The 26,552-nt window shown below is 74.8% G+C and carries 18 protein-coding genes; 5 read left to right on the plus strand and 13 right to left on the minus strand.

Annotation, left to right across the window (positions count from 1 at the left end; all coding sequences use genetic code 11):
- Window positions 1-37: 37 nt before the first annotated feature.
- The 7 genes from OG852_RS41790 to OG852_RS41820 form a co-directional block, all read right to left on the minus strand.
- Window positions 38-1,858, minus strand: coding sequence for a hypothetical protein (locus OG852_RS41790; protein ID WP_330350601.1), 1,821 nt, complete (start codon window positions 1,856-1,858; stop codon window positions 38-40).
- The gene (locus OG852_RS41795) at window positions 1,855-5,295 is read right to left on the minus strand and encodes a vWA domain-containing protein (RefSeq protein ID WP_330351591.1); all 3,441 of its coding nucleotides are present in this window, start codon (window positions 5,293-5,295) and stop codon (window positions 1,855-1,857) included. Before OG852_RS41795 ends, OG852_RS41790 begins: the two co-directional genes overlap by 4 nt.
- A gap of 128 nt (window positions 5,296-5,423) precedes the next feature.
- The gene (locus OG852_RS41800; RefSeq protein ID WP_330351592.1) at window positions 5,424-6,605 is read right to left on the minus strand and encodes an ATP-binding protein; all 1,182 of its coding nucleotides are present in this window, start codon (window positions 6,603-6,605) and stop codon (window positions 5,424-5,426) included.
- A gap of 71 nt (window positions 6,606-6,676) precedes the next feature.
- Window positions 6,677-11,692 (minus strand): hypothetical protein, encoded by a 5,016-nt coding sequence (locus OG852_RS41805; RefSeq protein ID WP_330350602.1) that lies wholly within the window; start codon window positions 11,690-11,692, stop codon window positions 6,677-6,679.
- Window positions 11,689-12,543, minus strand: a complete 855-nt coding sequence (locus OG852_RS41810; RefSeq protein WP_133912968.1) for a DUF4132 domain-containing protein — start codon at window positions 12,541-12,543, stop codon at window positions 11,689-11,691. The genes OG852_RS41805 and OG852_RS41810 overlap by 4 nt, the downstream gene beginning before the upstream one ends.
- 364 nt (window positions 12,544-12,907) lie before the next feature.
- Window positions 12,908-13,297, minus strand: coding sequence for a cold-shock protein (locus tag OG852_RS41815; RefSeq protein WP_133912969.1), 390 nt, complete (start codon window positions 13,295-13,297; stop codon window positions 12,908-12,910).
- 133 nt (window positions 13,298-13,430) lie between these two features.
- Window positions 13,431-13,820, minus strand: coding sequence for a DUF5997 family protein (locus OG852_RS41820; RefSeq protein ID WP_133912970.1), 390 nt, complete (start codon window positions 13,818-13,820; stop codon window positions 13,431-13,433).
- Between the two features lie 58 nt (window positions 13,821-13,878).
- Here OG852_RS41820 and OG852_RS41825 point away from each other — a divergent pair, with 58 nt between their 5' ends.
- Complete coding sequence (locus OG852_RS41825; protein ID WP_133912971.1) at window positions 13,879-14,688, plus strand: LysR family substrate-binding domain-containing protein; 810 nt, start codon at window positions 13,879-13,881, stop codon at window positions 14,686-14,688.
- 15 nt (window positions 14,689-14,703) lie between these two features.
- On the opposite strand, the gene OG852_RS41830 is transcribed toward OG852_RS41825, so the two are convergent.
- From OG852_RS41830 to OG852_RS41840, 3 genes are all read right to left on the minus strand, one after another.
- Window positions 14,704-17,508 carry a beta-L-arabinofuranosidase domain-containing protein gene (locus OG852_RS41830; protein WP_133912972.1) on the minus strand — a complete coding sequence of 935 codons (2,805 nt, stop codon included), beginning with the start codon at window positions 17,506-17,508 and terminating at the stop codon, window positions 14,704-14,706.
- A gap of 134 nt (window positions 17,509-17,642) precedes the next feature.
- Complete coding sequence (locus OG852_RS41835; RefSeq protein WP_133912973.1) at window positions 17,643-18,119, minus strand: Lrp/AsnC family transcriptional regulator; 477 nt, start codon at window positions 18,117-18,119, stop codon at window positions 17,643-17,645.
- Window positions 18,120-18,183: 64 nt separating this feature from the next.
- Window positions 18,184-19,320, minus strand: coding sequence for a CapA family protein (locus OG852_RS41840; RefSeq protein WP_330351593.1), 1,137 nt, complete (start codon window positions 19,318-19,320; stop codon window positions 18,184-18,186).
- A gap of 110 nt (window positions 19,321-19,430) precedes the next feature.
- On the opposite strand from OG852_RS41840, the gene OG852_RS41845 reads away from it, so the two are divergent.
- The 4 genes from OG852_RS41845 to OG852_RS41860 all read left to right on the plus strand — a co-directional run bounded on the left by OG852_RS41845 (window position 19,431) and on the right by OG852_RS41860 (window position 23,622).
- Window positions 19,431-20,102, plus strand: a complete 672-nt coding sequence (locus tag OG852_RS41845) for a dienelactone hydrolase family protein (protein ID WP_330350603.1) — start codon at window positions 19,431-19,433, stop codon at window positions 20,100-20,102.
- Window positions 20,103-20,136: 34 nt separating this feature from the next.
- The gene (locus tag OG852_RS41850) at window positions 20,137-20,787 is read left to right on the plus strand and encodes a phosphoribosyltransferase (RefSeq protein ID WP_330350604.1); all 651 of its coding nucleotides are present in this window, start codon (window positions 20,137-20,139) and stop codon (window positions 20,785-20,787) included.
- A 187-nt stretch (window positions 20,788-20,974) separates the two neighbouring features.
- Window positions 20,975-22,468, plus strand: a complete 1,494-nt coding sequence (locus OG852_RS41855; RefSeq protein ID WP_330350605.1) for an FUSC family protein — start codon at window positions 20,975-20,977, stop codon at window positions 22,466-22,468.
- 107 nt (window positions 22,469-22,575) lie between these two features.
- Window positions 22,576-23,622: a lactonase family protein gene (locus tag OG852_RS41860; protein ID WP_133912978.1), complete on the plus strand. Its 1,047-nt coding sequence runs from the start codon at window positions 22,576-22,578 to the stop codon at window positions 23,620-23,622.
- A gap of 109 nt (window positions 23,623-23,731) precedes the next feature.
- Here OG852_RS41860 and OG852_RS41865 read toward each other — a convergent pair whose 3' ends face one another.
- From OG852_RS41865 to OG852_RS41875, 3 genes are all read right to left on the minus strand, one after another.
- Window positions 23,732-24,655 carry a sirohydrochlorin chelatase gene (locus OG852_RS41865; protein WP_133912979.1) on the minus strand — a complete coding sequence of 308 codons (924 nt, stop codon included), beginning with the start codon at window positions 24,653-24,655 and terminating at the stop codon, window positions 23,732-23,734.
- 226 nt (window positions 24,656-24,881) lie between these two features.
- Window positions 24,882-25,871 carry a BadF/BadG/BcrA/BcrD ATPase family protein gene (locus tag OG852_RS41870; RefSeq protein ID WP_330350606.1) on the minus strand — a complete coding sequence of 330 codons (990 nt, stop codon included), beginning with the start codon at window positions 25,869-25,871 and terminating at the stop codon, window positions 24,882-24,884.
- Window positions 25,868-26,545: a uracil-DNA glycosylase gene (locus tag OG852_RS41875; RefSeq protein WP_133912981.1), complete on the minus strand. Its 678-nt coding sequence runs from the start codon at window positions 26,543-26,545 to the stop codon at window positions 25,868-25,870. Before OG852_RS41875 ends, OG852_RS41870 begins: the two co-directional genes overlap by 4 nt.
- Window positions 26,546-26,552: the final 7 nt, after the last annotated feature.

Here is a 26,552-nt window from a genome sequence, read left to right on the forward strand (position 1 = left end):
GTCCTCTTCTTCCGTGTCGTCGCGGTCGAGTACCACGTTAGGCGCCATAGAGGTCAGATCCTGACCTAAAACCCCAGGCCGTGGCGCACAACGCGCGCTCCACTTCGCCCGTGTAGCAGGCGGCCGCCAGCCAGGCCCGGGCGAAACGGGGGGTGTCGGCCGGGAGCAGACGGCCGAACGCGTCACGGGCGCGGTCCGCCGCCGTGGCGTGCAGCTCGTCGAGCACGGCCGCCCCGGTGGCGAACCCGGTACGGCGCAACCGGGCCGGATCGCCCGCCGCGCCGCCCGGGAAGGCCAGCACCCTGCGGCCTCCGGACACCGCCTGGTGCACCCGGCGGCGCAGCAGGTGCAGCGGGGCCTCGTCCGGCACGGGAGCGGCGCCGGGCGGCACGGCCGGGGCGGGCAGATCGGCGCGCTGGAGACGGTCCAGACCGAGATCGACCCGGACACCCGGCTGGGAGGGGTGTTCGGCCGCCAGCAGCAGGGCCCGGGGGAGCGGACCCGGGGCCAGCCGGGCGACCACGCGCAGCCGACTGCCGCGGGCCGCCGCCAGCAGGCGGAGGTTCTCCCGGTGGGGGAGCGCCGGATCGTCGTGCGCCGCGGCCAGTCGCAACGTGAGCCCGTCGCAGTCGGCCAGCAGACAGTCACCCGTCGCCTCCCGGACGGTCCCGACGAGGGTGACGTCGAGGAAGAGCAGGTCGTGGGGGCCGCCGGCCAGGGCACGGGCCACCTGCTCGGCGACGGGCACCGCCCACAGCCGGTCCAGCGGCTCCCCGCGCCACTGTGCGCCGGCCGCGCGGACCGCCCGTACCCCCGCCCCGGCGCCCAGCCGTCCCGTCGGCGACACCGTCGCGCCGGACACGGCGAGCCCCGCCCGCGACAGCTCGCGATGGGTCAGGGCCGTGTCGCCGATCCGCACCGTCCGGTCGGCGGCGCCGGTGGCCCGCCCGGGACCGCCCGGGGCCACGTCGGAGACCGTGTAGAGGCGGCCCTCCGCGTCCGCCGTCCAGGTGACCGCGCCCGCGTACCCGGTCGCCGTCAGTACGGGCTCCGAGAACAGCCCGTACAGCCGCAGCGAACCGTCCGGGGTGTACGGCTGCCGTACCGTCCCGCGCAGCTCCGTCAGCTCGGCGCCCGCCGCCTCGGGCAGCCGGTGCGCCACGCCCAGCACCGTGCGCAGCGCCTCGACGAGGTCGGGCAGCCGGTAGGCCGGGTCCGCCGACCGGGCCGCGCGCACCCCGGTCACCACGGTGACCGCCGCCGAGGCGGCCCGGGGGAGCCCGGCGAGCCGTGCGGTGTGCGCGGCCCGCAGCAATTCGGCCTGGAGCACGGCACCGGCCCCGTCCGTGCCGGCCTCGAGGACGGCGGCCGCCGCCTCGAAGACGGCGCGGGCGGCGGCGAGCTCGCCGGGGGAGGGGGCCTCGGGCCCGGGCTGGGGCTGCGGGGCCCGCGGGCTCGCCGCCGTGGGCACGGCCGGTGCGCCCGGCCCCTGCCGCTCCCCCGGCACCGCGACGTCCTCCGCCTCCGGCACCGCGACGTCCTCCGCCTCCGGCACCGTGACGTCCTCCGCCACCGGCGCCGCCGAGGCCGCCGCCGCGCGGTGCAGACAGTCCGGGGCGAGCAGACAGCCGCACCGGACCGCGTCCGCGCCGGTCACCACCCCGCCGGGCGCGTGCAGTTCGAGGTCGGTGTCGTCGTCGATCGCGATGCGCACGGTGTCCCCGTCGCGGACGACGGGACGCGCCGCCAGCTTGGCCACGCCCGCGTCGAGCCGCTTGCGCAGCCGGGGTGACAGCGCCTCGACCAGTTCGGCGGTCACGGACGGGGCGACCGGAGGCAGCCGCGGACTCGTGCTCATGCGATCTTCTCCCCTACCCAGCGGGCGAGTTCGAGCGGACTGAGGGCGGCCACGGGCATACCCGCCGAGACGAGCTGCCCCGCGACGCCGGTGGAGTAGCGCGGCCGACCGGTGTCGTCGAGGCTCGCGCAGCCCAGCACATGACAGCCGGCGCCGACCAGGGCGCGGACCTCGGCGAGCAGCCCGCCTAGCGGATACCCCTCCTCGAAGTCGCTGACGACCACGACGAGGGTGCGCGAGGGCACGGTGACCAGCTCGCGCGCGTGCCGCAGACCCGCCGCGATGTGCGTGCCGCCCCCGACGCTCACCTCCAGCAACAGCGACAGCGGGTCCTCGACATGCCCGGTGAGATCCATGACCTCCGTGGAGAAGGACAGGAAGTGCGTGGACAGGGTCGGCACACCGGCCAGCACCGAGGCCGTGAGCGCCGCCCACACCGTGGAGGCCTCCATGGACCCCGACACGTCCGTGACCAGGATCAGCCGCCAGTCGGCGGCCCGCCGGGCGCGGGTACGGAACACCGGGTGCTCGGGGATGACCCGAACCGTGCCGTCCGGGCCGCGCCGGGCCGTCGCCAGATTGGCCCGCAGCGTACGGGGCAGGTCGAGACCGCCGCCCGGCCGCCGACTGGGCCGCGGCAGCACCGTGCCGTGCAGCGCCGGACGCAACCGGGTGGCCAGCTCCCGGGTGAGCGCGTCCACCAGCCGTCGGACGAGCGGACGCAACGCGGCCAGCCGGGCCTCGGGCAGGCCGCCCGCGTGGCTCAGCACGGTGCGCAGCAGATCCACCGAGGGGCGCACGCTGTCCGCGTCCAGCTCCGTCAGCACGTCCTTGCGGCCCTCCGCCGCGGCCGCCGCCAGCACCTCCTCCCGGATGCCCGGCCCGAACAGCGCCGCCAGCTCCTCCGACCACTCCCGCACCCCGGGATACGGCACCTCCCGGCCGCCGCCTGCGCCGGCACCCGTGAGATCACCCCGGCTGCCCTCGCCGCGCCCGCTGCCGTACAGCTCGTCCAGGGCGGTGGCGAGCGGCGCGGCGGACGCGGGCAGCCGGTCCCGCCGTCGGCCCAGGACGAGCCGCCAGCGGTCGGCCGGGGCGAGCTGCCGCTCGCCTCCCCCGATCCCGCGAACCGGGCTCCGCCCGGTGACCTCCTCGGTGACCTTCTCGGTTCCGTGTCGCGGAGCGGGCAGCAGTCCGAGGGAGCGCAGGGCGGCCTGCGCCGCGAGGTCGGCCCGGGTCCAGGCGGCCAGCGCGGCGGGGTCCACCCCGCCCGTGTCCGCGACCCGGTCCGTGCCGAGGCGTTCCTCCACGGCCGACAGGAGCCGGTCGCGGGCCGCCGGGCTCAGCGTGTCGAAGCCGCCCCGCAGCGCCGGAAGCCGGTCCAGGAAGGCCCGGTCGGACAGTTCCGCCACCCGGTCGAGCAGCGGATCCAGGGTTTCGGCCGCCGCCTCCAGCAACGGCCCCGCGGCCGTCAGCAGCCCGGTCAGCCGGGCGGCCAGCGCGGAGCGCGCCCCGGGATCCACGGCCCCGTCGACCCATGAGGCCACCCGGTCCCCGAACACCCGCGCGTCCTCCTGCCCGAGCAGCACCCGTACGGCCCCGGCGGCGCCGCGCATCAACGGCGAACCGCCGGCCGCCAGCCGGGCGAGGGCGTCGGTGAGCCGGATGCCGCCCAGCAGATCCGCCCGATGGGCGAGTTCGAGCAGGGCGTGCGCGTCGGCCGGGTCCTCGGAACCCGTCAGACCGTCCACCTGCCGCACCGCCGCCGACGTCAGCAGCTCGGCCACGGCGGCCGCCCGCACCGTACGGTCCTCGTCGGCGCCGAGCCCGGCGACATGACCGGAGCGGACCCGGTCCAACAGGGCCAGAGCGCCGAGGAGTTCGGGCAGGGTACCGACCTGCGGCAGGGTCTCGGCGAGGTCGTCGAGCCGTTCGTCCGCCAGCGCCGGCAGACCGCACTCCGCCGCCCGCGCCAGCCCCTCCAGCACCTGCGCGCCGGTCGAGCCGCCCTCGTCCCGCTCCGCGCGCCGCCGCTCCCGCAGCACCCCCTCGGCGGCCTGGGCGGCGGTCACCCCGCGCACCCCGGCCGCGGTCAGCATGGCCGCGGTGGCCGGCGTCCAGCGCACCTCCCACCGGGAGGTCAGCGCCTCGGCCCCGCCCGCCCCGGCGACTTCCTTGGCCTCCCCGTACGGCACCCCGCACACCGTCAGCCGGCGCAGCAGCAGCTCTCGTCGCCGGTCGAGGTCGGAGCGCAGCGGGTCGAGGCGCAGGTCCTTCGCCGTCGCCGTGCCGCTGCCCGGTCCGGGCAGCCCCAGTTCCGCGACCTCGGCCTCGACGGCCGGCGCGAGACCGCTGCGCGGGGCCGCCGGGGCAGGACGGCCGGTGCGGGTGCCGACCAGCACCCGCTCCATCGCCCGCGCCACGGCCCGGCCCCGCCCGTAGGGTTCGCCCTGGGTGAGCACCGTGGTCACCGCCTCGACCAGCTCGCCCCGCCCCGCCGCCGGGAGCCCGCGCAGCCGGGCCAGGTCCGAGGCGAGCCGGGTGATCTCCCGGGCGTCGGCGGGTCCGGACGGATGTCCGAGCTCCCGCAGCTCCGCGCACACCCGCACGGCCGCCCCCGTCAACGCCTCCTCCAGCGCGGCCGGGTCCCCGGCCGCCCGCAGCACCAGGTCCTGCCACTCCGGGTCCCGGATCCCGGCCGGATAGCCGGACCGCTCGTCCAGGAGGGCGTAGGTGTACGGGATCAGCGACGTGGTCCAGGACGTGCCCCCGCCGTCGGAGACCGGGTCCTCCTCCGTGTCCCGCGACGCCGTCAGCGCGGGCGCGTGGAAGGCGCCGACGACCACCGCGGCCCGCTGCCCGTCCGCGGTGGCCTCGGCGATCCGGGCCCGCATCCACCGTTCCCGGCGCAGGTCCAGCTCAGGTACCCCGCCCGCGGCGGCCGCGTCCTCGCGCAGCGCCCACCCCGTCAGCAGGGCCGCCCGGCGCAGGGCCTCCGGCGGGGAGCCCGGCGCGGTGGCCTCGACGAGCCGGTCCCACAGGTCGTCCCCGGGACGCCCCGTCAGCCGGGACCGCAGCGCGGAGGTGAGCCCGAGGGACTCCCCGGACGCCGTGGAGCCGCGCCCCTCGCCCCAGGCCCGGTGCGCGAGCGGCAGATCGCAGGCGACCACCGCAACGCCGTGCCGAGCGGCCCACCGCACGGCCGCCAGCTCGGGCGAGAAGTCGGCGAACGGGTAGAAGGCCGGCCCGGTCGGACCCCGGCCGTCCGAGGGCGCGGCGGCGAGGGCGACCGGCGCCCGGGTCTCCTCGTGCCCCAGCCACGGCAGCCACTCCTGCATCTCGGCCGGCAGCTCGACGAGCACCACGTCCGGCCGCGCCGCGTCGAGCAGCGCGGGCACGGCCGCCGCCAACGACGGAGCGTGGTGCCGTACACCGATGAGACAGGGCGCCGCGGGGTCGGTGAGGGCGGCGAGGGCCTCCTCGGGGGAGCTGGGCGCCTGGAGCGCCTTGCCGGTGGGGTCCCCCTCGGCGGCGGGGGCGACCCCCTGGGAGAGCGACACGGCCGTCAGCCCTCCAGGACCGTGCGCAGGTCCCACAGGGTCCGCCAGGTGGCGGAGCCCTGCTCGGCGCGGCGCCGCACGGGACCGTCCCAGTACCCGCGCAGCCGGGCCGCGTCGGCCGGGTCGTCCTTGCGGACCACGCCGAGCAGATGGCCCGGCAGCAGGCCGAGCACATCACGGTCGCCCGGGAAGTAGGCCGCCGCGAGCCCCAGCGCGCCCGCGACCGACACGGCCTCCGCCGTGCTCATCACCGTGGACGGCCGCTCCACCTCCCAGCCCTCCGCCGACCGGCCCTCCCGCAGATCGCGGAAGGCGGTGACGAGCGCCTCCAGCACCGCGTCGTCGACCTGGAAGGGCGCCCCGGCCCGCTCCACGGAGGCCCGTGCCTGGCTGCGCACCAGCGCGGTCTCCGCGTCGAGGTCCGGGATCGGGCCGACCGTCTCGAAGTTGAAGCGGCGCTTGAGGGCCGCGGACATCTCCGAGACGCCCTTGTCCCGCAGGTTGGCCGTGGCGATCAGATTGAAGCCGGGCGCCGAGTGTGCCAACGCGTCGTCCGTGCCCGCCAGTTCGGGCACCGCGATCCGCCGCTCCGACAGCAGCGACACCAGCGAGTCCTGCACCTCCGGCAGACACCGGGTGACCTCCTCGACCCGGGCGATGCCACCCCGGCGCATGGCGGTCAGCACCGGCGAGGGCACCAGCGCCTGCCGGCTGGGCCCCTGCGCCAGCAACAGGGCGTAGTTCCAGCCGTACTTGAGCTGGTCCTCGGTGGTGCCCGCGGTGCCCTGCACGACCAGGCCGCTGGTACCGCACACGGCGGCCGACAGCAGCTCGGACAGCATGGACTTGGCGGTGCCGGGCTCACCGACGAGCAGCAGACCCCGCTCTCCGGCGAGCGTCACGACGCACCGCTCCACCAGGGCCCGGTCACCGACGAACTTGCCCTCCACGACCAGTCGGCGCGGCACGCCCTCGGGCGCCTCGACGTCGTCGGGGAGCTTCAGGGCCCGGCCGTCGCTGCCCATGACGAAGGTGACGACCGCACGCGGGGTGAGCCGCCAGGCGGGCGGCCGCGGACCGTCGTCGTACGCGGCGAGGAAGGCCAGTTCACCGGCGTACCGCTCCTCGGGCGGGACGATCTGGCGGGCGTTCTCGGGGGCGAGGGTGCTGGTCGTCGCGGCGGTCATCGCGGTGCGTTCTTCCGGTTCGGACGGGAGGGTGGTCGGCGTCGGCCCCTGGGGCGGGGGCGGGACGGTGGTCATCGGCGGCGGCCCTTGCGGGTGGCGCGGGTGGTGAGCTCCTCGTACGCCGGGGCGTCACCCGTGCGCACGCGGTCCCAGGCACGCTCGTACAGCTCGGGCACCGGCAGCAGCGGTACGGCGCGCCCGTAGCCGCTGAGCGGATAGAGGTCCCGCTTCCAGATCTCCACCGGCAGCGAGCCCCTGGACTTCAGGTCCAGCCAGCCGCACGGCAGGAACAGGGTGCGTCCGGCGCGCGACCGCTTGGCCTCCACGACCAGGTCGCTCGCCGCGAGTTCGGCGCGTGCCTTCTTCGTCCGGGCCGGCTTCCAGCCGGTCCAGCGGGCGCAGTTGCGGTCGGTCGGGTCGGGCAGGGCGAGCAGCATCAGATACAGCGCCGCGGCGTCCGGACCGAGGCCGTGCCGCTCGGCGACCTCGGCGACCAGGCCGGGCACGCTGAAGGCCGGGTCCTGCGCGTGGCCCACGGGCCCCTCGGGGTCGACACCGGCCGCGAGGGCGTGGGTGAGGTCCTCGCCGAGGAGCGTCCGCAGCGCCCACATGCCCTGTCCGCGACCGGGGCCCACGATCCCCTCGAGGAGTCCGAACACCGGGTCGTCGGAGCCGGTGATCGCGCCCGGCCGGACCAGCACGGTCTCCTGGTCCCCGTACCAGGGGCGCAGCACCAGCGCCTCGCCCGCCCGCGTCAGCCCGTCCTCGCCGGCGCCGCCGGTGGCGGGCATCCCGTACGCCTTGCGCAGTTCGACGGCGGTAGCCCCGGCGTTCGACGTCCAGGCCAGGTCGAGGTCGAGCAGCAGCCCGGGGTCGGCGACCCGGCGGCGCAGCGCCGCGAGGCTCTCCGGCAGCACGGCCCGCAACGGGTGCCCGTAGGGCAGCGTGTAGGCGAGGCCGGCCAGGGCGTGCACGGCCTGCGTGAGGTCGTACCGGCCGGGCAGTGCCCGCGGGTCCTCCGCGACCAGGTCGCCGTCCTTGCCGGGCCGCTGCACGGTGGTGCGGCTGATCCAGGGGGTGCGCTCCGGGTTGAGGACCTCGTGGACGGAGCCCAGCGGCAGGGACACGAGGGAGAACTCGGCGGCGAGGTCCTCGGGCAGCCGGATCACGTCGCCCAGGTACCGCTTCCAGATCCGGCCCACCGCGTCCGTGTCCGGTCCGGTGGTCCACAGGTCGGCTGGGTTCTCGGGCAGCAGGGCGCCGACCATCGGCTTCCAGGTGCCCGGCTCCAGCGAGTTCAGCAGGGTGTCGCCGAGCTCCTTCTGACGGGGCTTCAGCCCGGTCACGGCGATCGTCTCGTCGGTGAGCTGAGCGGGCCGGCCCGCGAGCAGCAGGGCCGCCTGAAGGGGCCCCAGCCCGCCGCCGGTGGCGGTGACCAGCGCGTCCTGCGCCGAGGCCTGCCAGGGGGCCGGGCCCTTGTCCCGGACGAGCCGGGTGACGGCGGCCAGCGCCTCGGCGGGGTACACCGCCGGATGCGCGTGCTCGCGCTCCAGGGTGAAGTGGGCGATCGCGCCGCGGTCGTCGACCGGGCCGTGGTCCAGGGCCAGCCAGTGCATCCGGCCGCGCTCGTCGACGCTCCGGGAGGTGAGGAAGACGACCGTACGGTCGCCTCGGCGCATCACCTGGCCGGCTCGCTGCTGCTTGTCGTGGGGCTCGCTCAGCACGATCTGGCGCAGCGGCTTCCCGGGCGCGGCCAGCGGTCCCTCCACGATCGCCTCGAACAGCAGAAGCAGTGCCGCACGATGTGTCTCGGTCGTCGCCGGGGACGTCGCCCGGTAGGCGAGCGGGCGCAGGGTGTCCAGGACGGACAGCCACTGCGCGCCGTCGCCGGGGACGGTGAACTCGTCACTGCTCCAGCCGTCGCCGACGCCGGTGTCCCGCAGGGCCTTGGGCAGCGGCCTGCCGTCGGCGGGCCTCCCGGACAGCACCTGGTTCACGGCGCGGATCTGCCGCAGCGCGGTCCACCGCGGGTCGCCGCCCCACCAGCCGTGCAGCCCCTCCAGGCCGCCCATCGCCTCGCGCAGCGTGGAGTCGTCGCCGTACTCGGGGCTGTAGTCGGCGAACATGCCCTCCGTGCGGCGCGGGTCCCGCTTCGGCCGCTCGGCCGGGGGCGCCACGTACGCCGCCGTCGACTCGTCGAACTGCAGTGCGGCGCGCACCAGCGCCGTCACACCGGTGACCAGCCGCTCGTCGCCCAGCCCGGGCAGGGCGGCGGCGACGACCTTCCGCAGCACCTCGGTGGCCGTCGGGACGACGGCCTTCGCGTCGGAGCTCCCGTCGACCGTGCCGGCGGCCGCCACCTTCGCCAGCCGCTCCGCCAGCGCCTCGGCGCCGGCCCGCAGCACCTCGGCCACCCGCTCGTCGGTCAGCGCGCGCAGCACGGCCGAGGCCCGCTCGTCGCGCGGGCGCAGCGCGTGCCAGAACTCGACCGGGGGCACGAACCGGGTACCGGCGGCGAACTCGCTGCCCCGCTCCATCGGCGTCACCCGCCCGAGCTCACCGGCGGCGGACGTGTCGTCGCCCGAGTACAGCGCGATCTGCCGGTGCTGCCGTACGGCGACGGGCTCGGCGCCTCCCGGCAGCCGCAGCGCGCCGAGCGGAACCCCCGACGCCCCGCCGTTCTGCGGCACGGCGACCGTCCGGCCGTCCGGTGTGCCGACGACCGTACGGGCGCCCTCGCCCTCGCCCTCGGTCCGCACCCAGCGGCCGAGGACCGTGCCGTCGGTGCCGAAAGGGCTGTGCTCGAGACCGGGCTGCAGCGGCAGCACCTCGCAGTGCTGATGCAGCAGCGTGGCGTCCTCCCGGACACCGCTGTGCAGGAACGAGGGCAGCGAGGCACGCCCGTGCGTGCCGGTGGCCGGGTCGTACTCCAGCCACACCTGCCGACGGCCCTGTCGGCCCTGACGCCAGTAGGAGGTGCCGTCGCCCAGGATCGGGCGGCGCGGCGGCAGCACGGTGTCGCCGGCGTGCAGGGTGCGCCCGCCGGAGGCTCGGCCCCCGCCGGTCAGCGGGATCGAGGGATCGCCCGCGTCACCGCCGCCGTACCAGTAGTGGGGGATCTGCTCGCCCCCGAGCGGGAACACATCGCCCGCGCGGGCGGACCAGTAGCCGTACTGCTTGCCGTCCTCACGCCACATCACCAGCAGCTCGCCGTCGGTGTAGCGGAACGACGGCCGGTTCCACTGGCCCAGGTCCACCGGCAGCCGCAGATCGTGCTCCAGCAGGATCTCCTCGGGGCCGACGACGAACACCTTGTGGCCCCGGGACACGATCAGCGCGGGCCAGGCCTCCTGGACGGTGATCGTCTTGTCCTGGTCGCGCCGGGGCTTGGTCTCGGTGTCGATCCGGCGCAGTGCCTCCTCCAGCGCGGGCCAGCCCAGTTCGTCCAGCAGACCGGCGCGCAGGGTGTGCCCGAGCAGCGGCGCGGCCTTGTGCGCGGCGACCTGCGCCACGGCGTCCGGGGCCACCTCGGCGGCCACGCCGCGGAAGGGCCGCATCCGCTCCAGCGCGGTGCGTGCGGCCGGCAGCCCGACGGCGGCCGTCAGCTCGCCCGCCGCGTCCCGCAGCCACTCGCGCAGCACGTCGCTCAGCACGGGATGGCCGGCGATGCCCCGCAGCACCGCGGTCTCCGGGCGGTTGCCGCTCTGCGTGCCGATCTCGGTGTAGAGCAGACGCCGGAAGCGGGCGTCCGCCGCGATGCCGGTCAGCTCGCGCCGGCCGGGCCGGTTCTCGCTCAGCCAGCGCTGGAGACCCAGGTACACGACCTCGTCCGCGGGGGGCGGCGTCAGCGGAACGCCCTCGGCCAGGCACAGATCGAGCAGGTCGAGGTCGGCGCCGGCGTGCCAGCGGCCCGTGACGACGTCGACGGGCCGGCCCCGCTCGCGCAACCGGGGGGCCATCCTCGCCACGAGCGCGAGGGTGGCCGGGGACCGGTCGCAGATGTTGCCGCCGTGCTTGCGGTGCAGGGCCCAGCGGGTCAGCCAGTCCGCCCCGTCGACCGCGTCCGCCTCCGCACCGGCCTCACCGGTCAGCAGCAGGTCCGCCCCGCACTCCGTGAGCAGCGCCAGCCAGAACTCGTCGTCCTCGACGGAGCGGCCGAGGCCCGCCGGCATGATCTCGAGCAGCCTGCGGCGCACCTCCGGCTGCCGCTCGGCGAGCACCACGAGCGTCGCCCGGTAGGAGTTCCAGAAGGACGCCGGAGCCCGCACCGCCGCGGGCGAGGCGAGCAGATCACCGACCAGCCCGCACTCCTCGGTCACCCGGTCGAGCCCCGCCGCCTTGATCAGCCCTCGCGCGTCCTGCGGCAGCGACGCGTACGGCGGCATACCGGCCGCACAGCGCTCCACCGTGAGCTGGCGGAACTGCGCCCACGCGTCGGCCGGGCTGAGCCGCGCGGCGAGCGCCTTGACGTGCTCCTTGAGCGCCTTGACCGTCAGCGCGCCCGCGAAGGCGAACTCCAGGAACACGGCACGCTGCCGCTCCTCGTCCACCGTCAGCGCGTGCACCCGCTCGGCGTCCCGGGCCTTGCCGAAGAAGGCGGCGGCGTACGTCGTGTTCTCGTGCTGGAGGAAGACGCGCGCGGCCTGCTCGTAGAACGTCGGCAGGAAGTGCGGCACCGCCCGGCCGAGCCGGGTGCCGAGCTCCTCGAAGCCGTCCTTGGCGGTGCCCGGCCGTGACTTGGCCTGCCGGGCGAGCCGCTCGATGTCCCGGACCAGCGCCAGCGCGTGGTGGCCGTTCGCCGGGTCGTTGACCAGGGCCCAGGCCGGGAAGCCGAGGGTCACCCGGCGCACCTGGCCGACCTCGGGGACCTCCGTGTCCCGTGCCAGACCGAGGAAGTCCAGGGCGAGGTCCTCGGCCTCGCCGAGGGTGCCCGGCACCAGCCGGACGATCCGCCGGTCGTCCAGCACGGGATGGGTGTAGGTGCGCACGGTGAGCGTGTCGGCGTCCTCGCGGCCCGTGCTGCCCTGCGGCAGGATCGCGCCCGCGTCGAGCAGCGTGCCCGCGGTGGTCTCGTCGTAGGTCGTCATGCCGCCCGCTCCTCGTCCTCGATGTCGCGTCCCGCGTACAGCGCGGCCGCCATGCGCATGCCCTCCGACCAGGCCACCGGCCCCACCTGACCGAGCCTCAGCACCCGGCCCGCGGGATCCGTGAACACCAGGGAGCCCGTCTCGGACTCCTCGTAGCTCTCGTAGTCGCCCACCCACACCCGCGCCTCGACCGTGCGCCCGTCCTCCAGGACGGAGTGGACGGCGTTTCCGCCGCGCACCCGGTAGCCGAGCTGGGTCACCCGGCCGTGCAGGAACCGCTGCTCCTTGAACGCCCCGCCCGCGTACTCCTCGACGGAGGTGGCCTCGGCGTCGAGTGTCGCGGGCCGGTGCCACACCTCACGGAAGAGCTGCTGGGCGCGCTGTTCCACCCCGAGTTCGACGGCGAACTCCCGCAGCTCCTCCAGGTCGTCCAGGAGGACCGGATGCGGCAGACGGACCAGGTCGGGGGTGATGCGCACGGTGTCGCCGTCGAGGTCGACCAGACCGAGGCCGCGCTCGGGGTCGGCGTCCCGCAGGAATCCGGCCACCTCTCCGTCGTCACCGGTGACCACCAGGTCGCGCAGGGCGGCCTGCCAGGCGGGGTCGGGCCACACCCGGGCGAGGACCGCGAACGGCACCGGCAGCGAGCGCACCATCCACCGCTCCACGTCGGTCAGGCACTGCCGCTCGTGCCGCTCCAGCCACTCGACGAGCTGGCGCAGGCCCGTCACCGCCGGATCGTCGGCGATCTTCGGCGGTACGGACTTCAGCAGCCGCCCCGCCGCGTTGCGGCACACCACCTTGCCGTCGTCGAGGGCGACCTCGTAGTCGCCGGCCGACACCCACCCCATACGTGCCTCCCGCACCCGCGTTGATCAAGTGACGGGAACTGTAGAACAAGCCACTGACAACGGGTCCCGGGAGAAACCGACCTGACGGGGGAACAGGTGCTGACCTGGGGATTTCCCTGCGCTGCTCCCGTCAGGACGGGGTCTGCGGGGTCGGTGCGAAGGCGCTGCCGTGGCCGGGAACGATCAGTGCGGGGCCGAGGGGCGGGGATCCGGGCGCGCGAGGCGTGCGGCGCCTGCGGATCGGTGGCGTAGGGGCCCTCGGTCGTACCGGGAAGCCCGCTGTCATCCGCGAACGGCAACGTTCGGGCGCGGCGGTGCACAGAGGGACGCCGGGGCCCCCGCGTGCACCGCCGCGGCCGGTGGGTCAGCCCTCGACCCAGCCGTGGTTCTTGGCGAACTGCGCCAGCCCGGCGCGCACCTGCACGATCTGCTCGCCGGTGAGCGAGGGCGCCGAGCTCAGCAGGGCCTCGGTGACGTCCCGGACGAACTCCTCGGTGCTGAGCACATCGCACAGCACGTCGTCGTCGGCCGCGAGCGGCTTGCCGTCCTCGCCCCGCGCGAGCCGGACCCCGGACGCCTTCGGACCGCGCTCGCCGTCCTCGATCTCGAATTCGACGAGGATGCCCCGCCGCACCTGCGACTCGGGCATCAGCATGTCGTTGACGTGCAGGAAGACATCCTCCCCGCCGTCGTCGGGCGCGATGAACCCGTAGCCCCGCTGGCTGTCGAAGCGCACCACACGACCAGCAACCATCCCAACCCCCAGCAACCTCGAAACACCCACGTCGGTGAACCTGCCCAGATCGTAGTCAAACCGACCGCTTCCCGGCGACTCCCGGGGTCCACCGTGCGCGGCGCACCGCGCTGAGCAGCGCAAACCGGGCCGGTCAGTCCTCGGCGGCGCGCTCGGCGTCGCGCTTCTTGATGCGGGCCGTCTCCTTGCGGACCTCGGCCTGGGTGGCGCGCTCCTTCTCCAGCCACTCCGGCCGCGCGTCCTTGAGCGCGTCGATCTGCTCGGTGGTGAGGGCCTCCGTCACCCCGCCGCGGGCCAGACCCGCGATGGACACGCCCAGCTTCGCCGCGACCACCGGACGGGGGTGCGGGCCGTTCTCGCGCAGCGTCCGCAGCCACTCGGGCGGGTTCGCCTGGAGTTCGTTCAGCTCGGCGCGCGAGACGACGCCCTCCTGGAACTCGGACGGCGTGGCGGGGAGGTACACACCCAGCTTCTTCGCCGCGGTGGCGGGCTTCATCGTCTGGGTGGTCTGCTGCGACTTCATACGGTCCAGGGTATCGGCCGCCGGGGAGGCCTCCGACCACAGCCGGTAACCTGGCGGGATGACCGACCAGGCGGATTCCCCTTCGTTCCGGCTCGCGTACGTTCCCGGAGTGACGCCCGCCAAGTGGGTGCGGATCTGGGAGGAGCGCCTGCCCGGCACCCCGCTCACCCTCCTCCAGGTGTCCCCGGGCGAGGCCTCCGACGCCCTGCGCGACGGCGCCGCCGACGCGGCCTTCCTGCGCCTGCCCGTCGACCGTACGGTGTTCAGCGCGATCCCCCTCTACACCGAGGCGACGGTGGTCGTGGTCCCGAAGGACCATGTGATCACCGCCGCCGAGGAGATCACCCTGGAGGATCTCGCCGACGAGGTGGTCATCCACCCGCTCGACGACGTCCTCGGCTGGGAGGAGTTGCCCGGCGAGCCCGCCTTCGAGCGCCCGCGGACCACGGAGGACGCGATCGAACTCGTCGCGGCGAACATCGGCGTCCTGGTCGTGCCCCAGTCCCTGGCCCGCCTCCACCACCGCCGCGACCTCACCTACCGCACGGTCCTGGACGCCCCGCAGTCCGCGGTCGCCCTGTCCTGGCCCGAGGAGGCGACGACCGACCTGGTCGAGGACCTCATCGGCATCGTCCGGGGCCGCACGGTCAACAGCACCCGGGGACGGGCCCAGCAGCCCCCGGAGAAGCAGCGCGAACCCCGGAAGGCGCAGCCCGGCACCGCGTCCCGCAAGAGCACCGGAACCGGCGGCGGCACCCGCACCCGCGGCGGCTCGCCGAAGGGCGGCGCGGGCGCGAAGGGGGGAGCCGGCGCGAAGGGCGGCGGTCGGCGCGGCACCGGCGGCGGCAAGCCCCGCCGCCGGTCCTAGATCCGGCATCCGGCGCTACGACACGTAACTCGCCGCGTTCGCGGTGGTCACCACCTTCTCGCCGTTCGCCGACGTGAGCAGCCCGGCGGCCACCCATGCGTCCACCACGGTCCGCACCCGGGCGACCAGCGCCGCCTTGGACGCGAACGGCGCCGCCGCCCACACCTCGTCGAGCAGCGTGGTCCCGTCGGACTTCGCGGGGTTGGCGACCCCCGAGTCGAGGGTGCCGAAGACCGCCCTCGGCTCCGAGCGCCGGAAGTAGGCGTGCGTCGGATCCTCGGTCCCCTCGTGGAAGGGGGCGAACTCGGTGCCGTTCAACGTGTAGTGGAGTGGCGTTCCGCTCACCGGCGTCAGGGTGGGCAGCAGATCGCCGGAGAGCGCCGTGTTCGCGTACAGCCCGAACGGCAGGTAACTCGTCGAGGAGTTGCGGGCGACCAGGTTGACCGGGCCGTAGAAGAGGGTCTGCAACGTCGGGTCGTCCATGGCCTTCTCGACGCGCAGCCGGAACGGGACGGTGACGCGCACGACGTCACCGGACTTCCAGGTGCGGGACACGGTGAAGTAGCTGCCGGCGACCGGAGTGCCGCTCACCGCGCCGCCGTTGACCGTCACCTGGAAGCCGGCGGTCGCCCAGGACGGCACCCGCAGTGCGAGCGCGAAGGCGGCGCTGCTCCCGCCGAAGGTGAGCGTCGTGCCCTGCTCCGCCGGGTAGGCGGTGGTCTGGGTGACCGTGACGCCCTTCTCGGCCCAGGTCAGCGTGGACGGGCTGTAGAGGTTGACGTACAGCGCGCTGCCGTCGGAGGCCTTGAAGTACACCGAGTCCTGGTACTTGGTGGCGCTCTCCATGCCGGTGCCCTCGCAGCAGGTCGTGCCCTGCTTGGGCGTGTAGTCGCGGACATGGCCGGGGGTGAGCCCGATGAAGTACGTGACGAGAGGCTTCTCCGCGTCGGCGGTGTCCTGCTTGGAGCCGAGGACCTGGTTGTACAGCGCCCGCTCGTAGTAGTCCATGTAGGCCGGGGTCTGCTCGTGGAAGAACAGGGTCCGGCTCAGCTTCAGCAGGTTGTAGGCACAGCACGTCTCCGCGTTCGTGGCGCTGATCGTGCCCGCGACGCTGTCCCGCGCCTTCCAGAACTCCCCGGTGCTGGTGCCGCCGATGCCGTACATGCGGTGCGGTACGACCATGCCCCAGAAGTTCTTCGCGGCGGTCAGGTAGCGCGTCTCGCCCGTCGCGTCGTACAGCCTGAGCAGTCCGGTGAAGATCGGGATGTGCTGGTTGGCGTGCAGCCCGTCGAGGGTGTCGGTGTTCGCGGCGCACGCGTCGATCAGCGAGTCGAGGTCGAACAGCTTGGCCAGCGCGAGGTGTTCGGCCTTCTTGGTGAACGCGTGCAGATCGACGATCGCCTCGACGATGCCGCCGAACTCCCCGCTGGAGAACAGCCCCCACATCCGCTGGAGCGTCGCCTCGGACAGCACCGACAGCCGGGAGTACATCCAGTCGCCCATGCCGGAGGCGAGGTCCAGGGCGCGGGCGTCGTCGGTGGCGACGTAGGCGTCCAGCAGCCCGCGCAGGATCTTGTGCGCCGTGTAGTAAGGCGCCCAGACCTTGGTGTAGTCGCTGGCGGTCATCGACTCGAGCAGGATGAACTGGGTTTCCGGGTAGGCCGCCAGGAACCCGGGGTGGCTCGGCCCGCCCCAGGTGCGCTTCAGGGTGGCGGTCTGACCCCGGCCGGAGGCGTCCGAGAAGGTGCCGCCGTTCGTGGCCTGGAAGTAGTACGACGCGAGGGTGCCGAGGCCCGGCGCGGAGAGCTTGGCCTCGTTGGTCTGCAACGAGGTGATCTCGGCCTGCGTCAGGACCCGCGACCACACGTTGAACTCGTCGTAGCAGCCGGCGTACAGGGGGTCGCCCGAGTAGTTCGAGCGGCCCAGCCAGTTGTTGGTGAGCGTGCCGAGTGCCGCCGGGGTGAGGGTCATCGCGGTGTTCGTGGCGACGGCCGTGCCGTTGACGTACAGGGTGCCGGTGCTGCCCGAGAGGGTCACCGCGAGGTGGCTCCACTGGTTCAGCGGCAGCGCGGCCGTGCCGTTGAGGCCCTGTTCGCCGCCGGCTCCGCTCGTGGTGACGGCGAACCGCGGCACACCGCTCGCGTTGCGGGTGGCCAGGTACATGTACCGGGTGGTGTTGTTGCCGAAGTCGAAGACCCGCTGCCAGTTGGCGTCATGGGTGGGCCTGACCCACACCGACAGGGTGATCGCCGAGGCGCCGTTCAGCACCGTGGCGGGCAGGTCGACGAACTGGCTGGAGCCGCGGACGAGTTCGACGGCGCCGCCCCACCTGCCGGTGACGGCGAGCATCTTCGGGTCGGTGCGCAGGGCGGCGCGGACGTCGGTCAGCGCACCGACCACGGTCGCGATCCGGTCCGCGAACACCTGCTCGCCGGTGCTCGCGTACGCCTGCGCCAGCATGGTCAGGAAGTGTCCCGTGTAGTGCCCGCGCAGATTGCCGTTGGCCTCGCCGTCGAGCCCCTCCCAGCCCCCCGGCGCGACCGCCCCCTGGGTGGAGAGCCCGGCGTTGGCCCGGAAGACCTGGAGCAGCCGGTTGACGTCGTAGCCGCGGGCGTGATCGAGCATCAGCTTCCGCTTGCCGGCGAAGATCCCGCTGCCGAGGGCCACGTCCTTGAGCGCGAAGGGCTGGAGCGCCCAGGAGGCCGGCGGGGGAAGGATGGCCGCCGAGGCCGCGGGGGCCACCGCCGCGCCGACACCCGGGACGGCGGCGGCGAGGATCGCGCTCTGGAGGAGGGTCCGTCTGCTGAGGGGACGTGCCATGTGCTGCTCCTCTGATCCACAAGGGGGTGCGTGCGTGATGTTCGGTATCACGAACAACGTGCGGATGGTCGACCAGACGTTAGAAGGGGGACGGGAGAGCGTCAACGGGCCTGACAGGATCGAAAGTTGAGAAGCTACCGGCGGGCCGCACGGCCGATCGACTCCACCAGCGGCAGCAGTCGGTGCGGCACCCGTTCGCGCAGGGCGACCTCGGTACGGGTGCGGACCACTCCGGGGAGGCTGATCAGCTTCTGGATCACGTCCTCGAGATGGGCGTTGTCCCGCGCCACCACCCGGGTGAGCAGATCGCCGCCGCCGGTGATGGAGAACGCCTCGACGATCTCCGGTACGGCGGCCAGCGCGTCGCCCACGTCGTCGAGATGGCCCTGGGTGACCTCGATGTGCACGAACGCGAGCACCGGATGGCCGAGTGCGGCGGGGGAGAGCGAGGGGCCGCTGCCGGTGATCACGCCGTCCCGCTCCAGCCGGTCCAGCCGCGCCTGGAGGGTGCCGCGCGCGACGCCGAGGATCCGGGCGTACTCCCGCACGCTGGTGCGCGGCTGTTCGAGCAACAGCCGCAAAATGCGGGTGTCGAGCTCGTCCACGGCCATGGCGCCCGGCCTCCTCGTGCGGAACCGATCTTCGCCGACTGTACCAACGGCCCGGTCCCACGGCTCATGGGCCCGCCCTCGGCCCGTGCCCGAGGGCCGGGTGCGCCACCGCGAGCGTGCCGGCCGGGCTCTCGGTGACCCGGACGCCGGAACTGATCCGGTCCAGCGTCGTACGCAGCCAGGCACGGTCCGCCGGGGAAGCGGCCTCCAGGCGCATCCGGCGGGAGCGCAGCGGCACCATGGTCAGACCGGCCAGCCGGCCCGTGTCCGCGGCGAGCCGGACGAGCCAGGCGAGCCGCAGATCGTCGCGGTACTCCGCGTAGCCCGAGATGCCCTCGTAGTCGTCGATGAAGTCGCCGCAGCCGTGCAGCACGAGATGGTCGCGGTAGACCTCGACGGGGCGCGGATGGTGGGAGGAGTGCCCGTGGACAAGGTCGACACCGCCGTCGACCAGGGCACGCGCGAACCGGATCTGGTCACGGGGCGCGTGAAAACCCCAGTTGGAGCCCCAGTGCACCGACACCACCGCGAGATCGCCCGGGCGCTCGGCCCGGCGCACATGCCGGACCACCGCGTCGGCCGTCGCGGCCGACAGCTCGGGCAGATAGGCGAGACCGGCCGCGGTGGGGCTCGCCGCCCAGTCGGGCGGGATCCCGCCCGAGCGCGCACCCAGCGCGAACACGAGCACCCGGCCGCCGTCCGGGACCGGCACCGCGGCGGGGGCGTAGGCCTCGTCGGGGCCGCGTCCCGCGCCCGCCGTCCGCAGACCCGCGCCGGCCAGCGCGTCGAGCGTCTCGACCAGACCCGGGCGACCGAAGTCCAGCACATGGTTGTTGGCCAGCACACAGACGTCGGGCCGGGCCACCGTCAGAGCCGGGAGGTTGGCCGGATGCATCCGGTAGTGGACCGCCTTGCCGGGCGCGAACGCGTCACAGCGCGTGACGGACGTCTCCAGGTTCACCACCCGCACATCCGGAGCCGTCCGCTCCAGCACGCCCAGTGCCTCGCCCCACGGCCAGGAAGGAGCGACGGGCGCCGGCACCGGCCCGTTCACCGACTCCGCGAGCCGGACGTACACGCGGGCGTCCTCGACCCACTCCTCCCGCAGCCGGGGACTGCCCGGATGCGCCAGGACTTGATCGACGCCGCGCCCGAGCATCACATCGCCGCACAGGAACAGCGTCACCGTGCCGCCGCCCACGCCCCCACCGTAACCCCGGGCGACCAGTGCCATGCTGGATACAGGAACGTGCCGGCGCCGGGGGAGGCACGCGCGGCGCCGCCGCCGTCCCGAGGAAGAAGGTGACGGTGATGATCTCCTCACCGGTCCGCGTCCCGGCCGACGGCGCGGCGCTCACCGGTGACCTCCTCGTACCGGAGCGCGCCCGGGCCGTCGTGCTGTTCGCCCACGGCAGCGGCAGCTCCCGCCACAGCCCGCGCAACCGCGCGGTCGCCGCCGAGCTGCGCACCGCCGGCCTCGGCACGCTGCTGATCGACCTGCTCACCGAGGCCGAGGACCGCGCGGACGCGTCGACGGGCGTGCACCGCTTCGACATCGCGCTGCTGGGCCGGCGCGTGGTCGCCGTCGTCGACTGGCTGGCCGCACAGTACGACACCGGGGCGCTGCCCGTGGTCCTGTTCGGCGCCAGCACCGGCGCCGCGGCGGCCCTGGTGGCGGCCGCCGAGCGACCCGACCGGGTGCTGACCGTGATCTCCCGCGGCGGGCGGCCCGACCTGGCCGAGGCGGCCCTGGACGCCGTACGGGCGCCGGTGCTGCTCGTCGTGGGCGGCCGGGACCCCGAAGTGCTGCGGCTGAACGAGGAGGCGGCCCGGCTGCTGCGGGGGCCGAGCGCCCTCCACGTCGTACCGGGCGCCACCCACCTGTTCGAGGAGCCCGGCGCGCTGGAGGAGGTCGCCGGGACGGCGAAGCGGTGGTGCGACGACCGGCTGCGGTCGGTACCGCCGGCGGGGGACGGGGGCTGACGCGGGGGACGCAAGGGAAGGAGTGGCGGTCGCCATGCGGTTCCGTGACCGCGGTCAGGCGGGACGCGCGCTCGCCGGTGTGCTGCGGACCCGGCAGGAGGAGGGCGAGCTGCCCGACCCCGTCGTCCTCGCCCTGCCCCGGGGCGGTGTCGCCGTGGCCGAGGAGGTCGCCCGGGCGCTCGACGCGCCGCTGGACGTGCTCGTCGTACGGAAGATCGGCGCGCCGTTCCAGCAGGAGCTCGGCGTCGGCGCGCTCGTCGGCGGCGCCGAGCCGCTCTACGACGAGGACACCCTGCGCAGACTCGACCTCACCGAGCGCGACCTCGCCCCCGTGGTGGAGCGCGAGCGCGCCGAACTCCACCGTCGTGAGCTGCTCTACCGCGAGGGCCGACCCGCCCCGGATCTGCGGGGACGCACCGCGATCGTGGTCGACGACGGCCTGGCCACCGGGGCCACCGCCCGCGCCGCGCTGCGCTCCCTTCGGCGGGTGGCGCCCCATCGCACCGTGCTCGCCGTACCGGTCGGCTCCCCGGAGGCGGTCGGCCTGCTGCGGCCCGAGGCGGACGAGGTGATCTGTCTGCACCAGCCGGCCGCCTTCATGGCCGTGGGCCTCTGGTACGACGACTTCGCGCAGCTCAGCGACGCCGATGTGCTGCGCGCCCTGCACACGGCGGCCGAGCGGTGAAGCGGCACCCCGGTGGTCCGTTGGCACCCTGTCGGCGGACCGCGGGACCTCAACCCTGAACCATTGGCTCAGTGAGGACGAGGCCGGTTGAACCATCTGCCCTCCGGATGTTCCCATGGGTGGGTCAATGGCGCTGCGGACCCCGCGGCGCCTTTTTCATGCGGACGTCCGGCAGGGGTGGGAAACAGTGCTGAAGAGGGTGTTCACGGCTCCGGACCCGGGGCGGACTCGGCTGCGCTTCGCCGCCCGGGCCGTCCTGGGCATCGGCCTGGCCGTGGCGGTGTGCGGCCTCGCCGGGCACGCGCTCCCCGGGGTCGTCACGGGCGGGCTCGCGGCCCTGCTCGCGCTGTTCACCGTCGCGGACGCCACCGTGCGCGGCCAGGCGCTCACCACCGCGCTGCTGCCCGCCGTGGGCCTGCCCGTCCTCGCCGCCGCGGCCGTGCTGCACGACCACCCCGTGGCCCGTGACCTCACCTTCCTCGCCGTCATCGGGGTGGGCGTGTACGCCCGCCGGTGGGGGCCGCGCGGCCACAGCCTGGGCGTCTTCGCGTTCATGATGTTCTTCGTCGCCCAGTTCCTGCACGCGACGACCGGGCAGCTCCCCGAGCTGTCCGCGTCCGTCGCGCTGTCCCTGCTGAGCGCCGCGGCCGTGCGCTTCGGGGCGTGGTGCTACGAGCGCCGCACGCCCCCGCCCCCGGTCCCCGTCCCGCCGGGCGGCCGGGGCCTGGGCCGGGTCACCACCCGGCAGGCCGTCCAGGCGACCGCCGGCGCGGGCCTCGCCCTCGTCCTGGGCCAGCTCGTCTCCGGACAGCGCTGGTACTGGGCCGTCGGCGCCACCTGGTGGATCTTCGTCAACACCGCCTCACGCGGCGAGACCCTCGTCCGCGGCTTCCGCCGGGTCCTCGGCACCGTCATCGGCGTCGGACTCGGCCTCCTCGTCGCGGCCCCCGTGAACGGCGCCCCGGCCCTCACCGCCGCCCTCGTCGCGGTCTCGGTCTTCGGCATCTTCTACACGGCCGCCGTGTCCTACACCTGGATGATGCTCTGGGTGACCCTGCTCGCCGAACTCCTCTACGGCCTTCTCGGCGTCCTCACCCCCGGGCTGCTGGCGCTGCGGCTCGCCGAGACCGGGGTGGGCGCGCTCGGCGCCGCACTGGCCGTGCTGTTCGTGCTGCCGGTCACCACGCACACGATCACCGACGCCTGGATCCAGCGCGTCCTGCGCTGTGTGCACGCCTGCACCGCCGAGGCCGCCGCCCGCCTCGCCGGCGACCCGGCGGCCGACCCCGCCGCACGCGTCGCGGAACTGGAGCAGCTCCTCGGCCGGGTGCGGCTCGCCGTCGCCCCGCTCGTACACCCGCTGAACCCGATGCTCGGCCGCAAGCGGCGCGCCCGCCGGGTGCTGGCCCTGCTCGACGCCTGCGCCCTGGAGAGCCGCGGCCTCGCCGACGTCGCCGCCGACCCCGAGGCCTCGCACGACGCCCGCCTCGCCGCCGCCTGCTGGCGCGTCCAGGCGGCCGTGGAAGCCCTCACCGACGGCGGGTCCACCGCCGCCGCCCCCGTCGAACGGCCGTCCGCCGCCGAGCCCGCGCTGGCCCACCTGCACGGCCTGGAACACGCCCTGGCGGAACTGGCGCAGCCGCTGCGGACCCCGTCCGGATCGCCGTTGGTCGGAGCGTGACGTCCGCCGCGACACCCGGCGTGACGTTTCGGCGCGGGTCTGGTCTAGACCTGCGCTGATCAACTGCTACCGTCACCCCGAACAGCAGCGGTCGAGAGGGGACAGCGGTGGCAGATCTCGGCGGACGGACCCGGCGGGCGTTCATCGGCTCGTTCACGGCGGCGGGCGGGCCCGGCATCGTGACCGCCGCCGTGGACCCGGACAGCGGGGCGCTCACCGCCCTGAGCAGCCTCGACGGACTTCCCGACCCCTCCTACCTGGCCCTCTCGGCCGACGGCGGCACGCTCTACGCGGTCAGCGAGACGACCGAGGGCGCCGTGGCCGCGTACCGTGTCACGGGCGACGTCCCGGAGTCGGCCGGGCCGCCCGTTGCGGTCGGCGGCAGCGGCCCCACCCACCTCGCCGTGGTCGACGGGCACGTCCTGACCGCCAACTACGGTTCCGGGAGCGTCACCGCCGTCCCCGTGCGCGAGGACGGCAGCCTCGCCCGCACCGCCTCCGGGGTGCTCCACCACACCGGCTCCGGCCCGCACACCCGGCGTCAGCAGGGGCCGCACGCCCATCAGGTGCAGGCCGATCCCAGTGGGCGCTGGGCGGTCAGCGTGGACCTCGGGACGGATTCGGTGCGGGTGTGCGCCCTGCGTGACGGCACGCCGGTCCTGCACCGCGAGCACGCCCTGCGCCCCGGCTCCGGCCCGCGCCACCTCGCCTTCCATCCGGACGGCTCGTACGCCTACGTCGTCAACGAACTCACCCCGACCGTGACGGTGTGCCGCTGGGACGCGCTCGACGGCTCCCTGAAGCCCCTGGCGGAGGTGCCGGTGCTGCCCGGCCCGCCGGACGGGGACGCCTACCCGTCGGGCATCGTCGTCGCGCCCGACGGCCGGTTCGTGTGGACCGCGGTGCGCGGCGAGGACGTGGTGTCCGTGTTCGCCGTCGAGGGGGAGGGCGACGCGCTGCGGCTGGCGGGCACGGTCCCCTGCGGCGGGCACTGGCCGCGTGACCTGGCCGTCTCCGCCTGCGGCAAGGTCCTCTACGTCGCCAACGAGCGCTCGGGCGACGTCACCTGGTTCACCCTCGACCCCGGCGGAGCACTCCCCGGCGCCGCAGGCTCCCTCCCGATCCCCGCGGCCTCCTGCGTGGTCCTGGGCTGACCCCGCCCCGATCCGCCGCTGCCGCCCGGTGCTCCGGCACGGCGAAGGGCCCGCTCCTCAGCCGGAGCGGGCCCTTTCGCGGTGTGCGGCGTCCTTGACGGTCGGCCGGTCAGCGGACCGGCGCGCCCTGGGGCTGCGGTGGGGCGATGCCCAGAGCGGTCGTGTACTTGGCCAGCGCGAGCTTGCCGATCGCCGGGTAGGCGCCGAGCGCCTCGGCGGCGGCGCAGTCCGCTTCCTTCGCGGCCTCCGCGATCAGCGCGGCGTCGATCTCGGGGCCGATCAGATACGGCGCGAGCGCGAGCTGCTGGGAGCCGGAGGAGCGCAGCTGCTCGGCCACGGAGGCGATGGAGCCCTCCTGGTCGAGCGCGGCGGCCATCACCGGCACGGCGAGCCGGGCGGCGAGCAGCATGCCGGTGATCCCGGCGGCCTGCACGGCCTCCTCGCCGCCCACGGAGGCCAGGATGATGCCGTCCGCGGCGGTCGCCACGGTGAACAGGCGGGCGCGGTCGGCGCGGGCCAGACCGGCCTCGGACAGCCGCACGTGCAGCGCCTCGGCGAGCAGCGGGTGCGGGCCGAGCACATCGGTGAGGTCGGCGGCGACCCGGCTCTCCATCACGGCCTGCCGGAGCTGACGCAGCAGCGCGCTGTCGGGGCCGGCCAGCAGCGGCACGACGACGCCGACCGGGCCGTCGGGCTCCTTGACGTCGAGACCGGCGGCGCGGGCCTGCTCGTAGCGGGCGGTGCGCTCCTCGGCGGCGTGCGCGAGGACGGACTGCAGGGCGGGGAACTCGGCGTCGTCCCCGTCCAGGTAACCGATGCGCGCGTCGAGGCCGGGGAGCTCGGAGCGGGCGATGCTCACGATCTCCTCGGCGATGCCGCGGGTGGCGGCGCTCGGCGTGCCCGGCACCGCGAGAACGAGCGCGGGCGCGCCCTCGGGAGCCGCCAACGGCTCGGGTCGCCGGTGCCGCCCGGGCTGGCGGGGGCGCGGCATTCGTACTGGCAGGCCGGACGCGGGCCCAGTGGGGGAGCTCATGGCGCCGCATGTTACTTGTTTCCTGGGCTCCCCTGTTCGGGGAGGGTGCAGGTGAGCGGTATCCGTCCGGTTTTGTCTGATGAGTTACGTACGGATCAGAAGTGATCAGCGTGTTTTCCGGGCGACTTGCCCTCGAAGAGAGCAATCCCTCTTTTGGGTAAGGGTGTACGACTCGTTCCGTACGATTCATGCCGTACGTCCCCTACGTACGCGCCTACGTGCGGCCTCAGGCCCGGTGCGTCACCGACAGGAGCATCCCGTCGACCGGCAGGGCCAGTCGTCCGTGCGCCAAGTCGGCGGCCATCCGCACCGCGCCGTGCAGGGGATCCCCCTCGGCGTCCACCTGCCGCGCCTGCGGCAGCCGCCGTGCCACTTCCTCGGCCAGGGGTACGAGGAGCGGGGGGCCGAGCCTCGCCAGGCCCCCGGTGAGGGCGAACGGGGGCTCTCCTCCCGCCGGGCAGACGGCGGCGGCCGATTCGGCGATGTGCCGGGCCGCCGCGCGCAGGAGGTGCGCGGCCACCGGATCGTGTTCCGCGCAGGCGGCCACCTCGGGTGCGAACGAGGCGAGGACGGCCGCCCGGTCCGGCCGTGGGTAGAGCCGGCCCGGGAGTGCGGGCATCGGCCCGAACCGCTCCTCGGCGCGGGCCAGCAGCGGGGCCGAGCCGCCCGGCCGCCCGTCGTGGGCGCGCAGCGCGGCCTCGAGGCCCGCCCGCCCGATCCAGGCGCCGCTGCCGCAGTCGCCCAGCAGATGGCCCCAGCCGTCCGCCCGCTGCCAGCCCGTCAGATCCGTGCCGAGCGCGATCAGCCCGGTGCCGGCCGCCACCACGGCACCCGCCCGGGCGCCGAGCGCGCCCGTGTATGCGGTCACGGCGTCGGCCGCGAGCGCGGTCGTCCGCACCCCGAACGCACGGGTGAACTCCTCCGGGATCTCGGCCCGCAGCGCCTCGCCCAGGGTGGCCGTCCCGGCCGCTCCCACGACGGCCGCGGTCAGCTCCTCGATCCCGGTGCGCGCCGTCAACGCCCGCACCATCGGTACGAGTTGCTCCATCAGATGCTTCGGATCGATGCCCCGCTCCCCGGTGCGCACCGGCACCGCGGAGGACAGCTCGGCCGGGGCGCCGGCCCCGGCGGTGCCCACGGCGACCCGCAGACCCGAGCCGCCCGAGTCCACGGCGAGGATGCCGTGGCCGCGCCCCGGATCCGCGGGGCCCCTCACGCCAGTTGCCAGTCGACCGGCTGACCTCCCTGCCGGACCAGCAGGTCGTTGGCCCGGCTGAACGGCCGCGAGCCGAAGAAGCCCCGGTCCGCCGACATGGGGGAGGGGTGAGCGGACTCCACCGCGGGCAGATCGCCCAGCAGCGGACGCAGATTGCGGGCGTCCCGTCCCCACAGGATGGACACCAGCGGCTTGCCGCGCGCCGCCAGCGCCCGTATCGCCTGCTCGGTGACCGCCTCCCAGCCCTTGTCGCGGTGCGCGCCGGGCTTGCGGGGGGCCGTGGTGAGGGCTCTGTTCAGCAGCAGCACGCCCTGCCGCGTCCACGGCGTCAGATCGCCGTTGGAGGGCTGGGGCAGGCCGAGGTCGGTGTTCAGCTCCCGGTAGATGTTGATCAGGCTGCCGGGGAGCGGGCGTACGTCCGCGGCGACCGAGAAGGACAGCCCCACCGCGTGTCCCGGGGTGGGGTAGGGATCCTGTCCGACGATCAGGACCCGGACGTCGTCGAAGGGCTGCTGGAAGGCCCGGAGAACGTTCTGTCCGGCCGGGAGATAGGTGCGTCCCGCGGCGATCTCCGCGCGCAGGAAGTCGCCCATCTCGGCGATCCGTCCCGCCACCGGTTCCAGGGCCTTCGCCCAGCCCGCTTCGACGATTTCATGCAAAGGTCGTGGTGCCACGGGCGTC

This window comes from Streptomyces sp. NBC_00582, from assembly GCF_036345155.1.
Classification (GTDB): Bacteria; Actinomycetota; Actinomycetes; order Streptomycetales; family Streptomycetaceae; genus Streptomyces.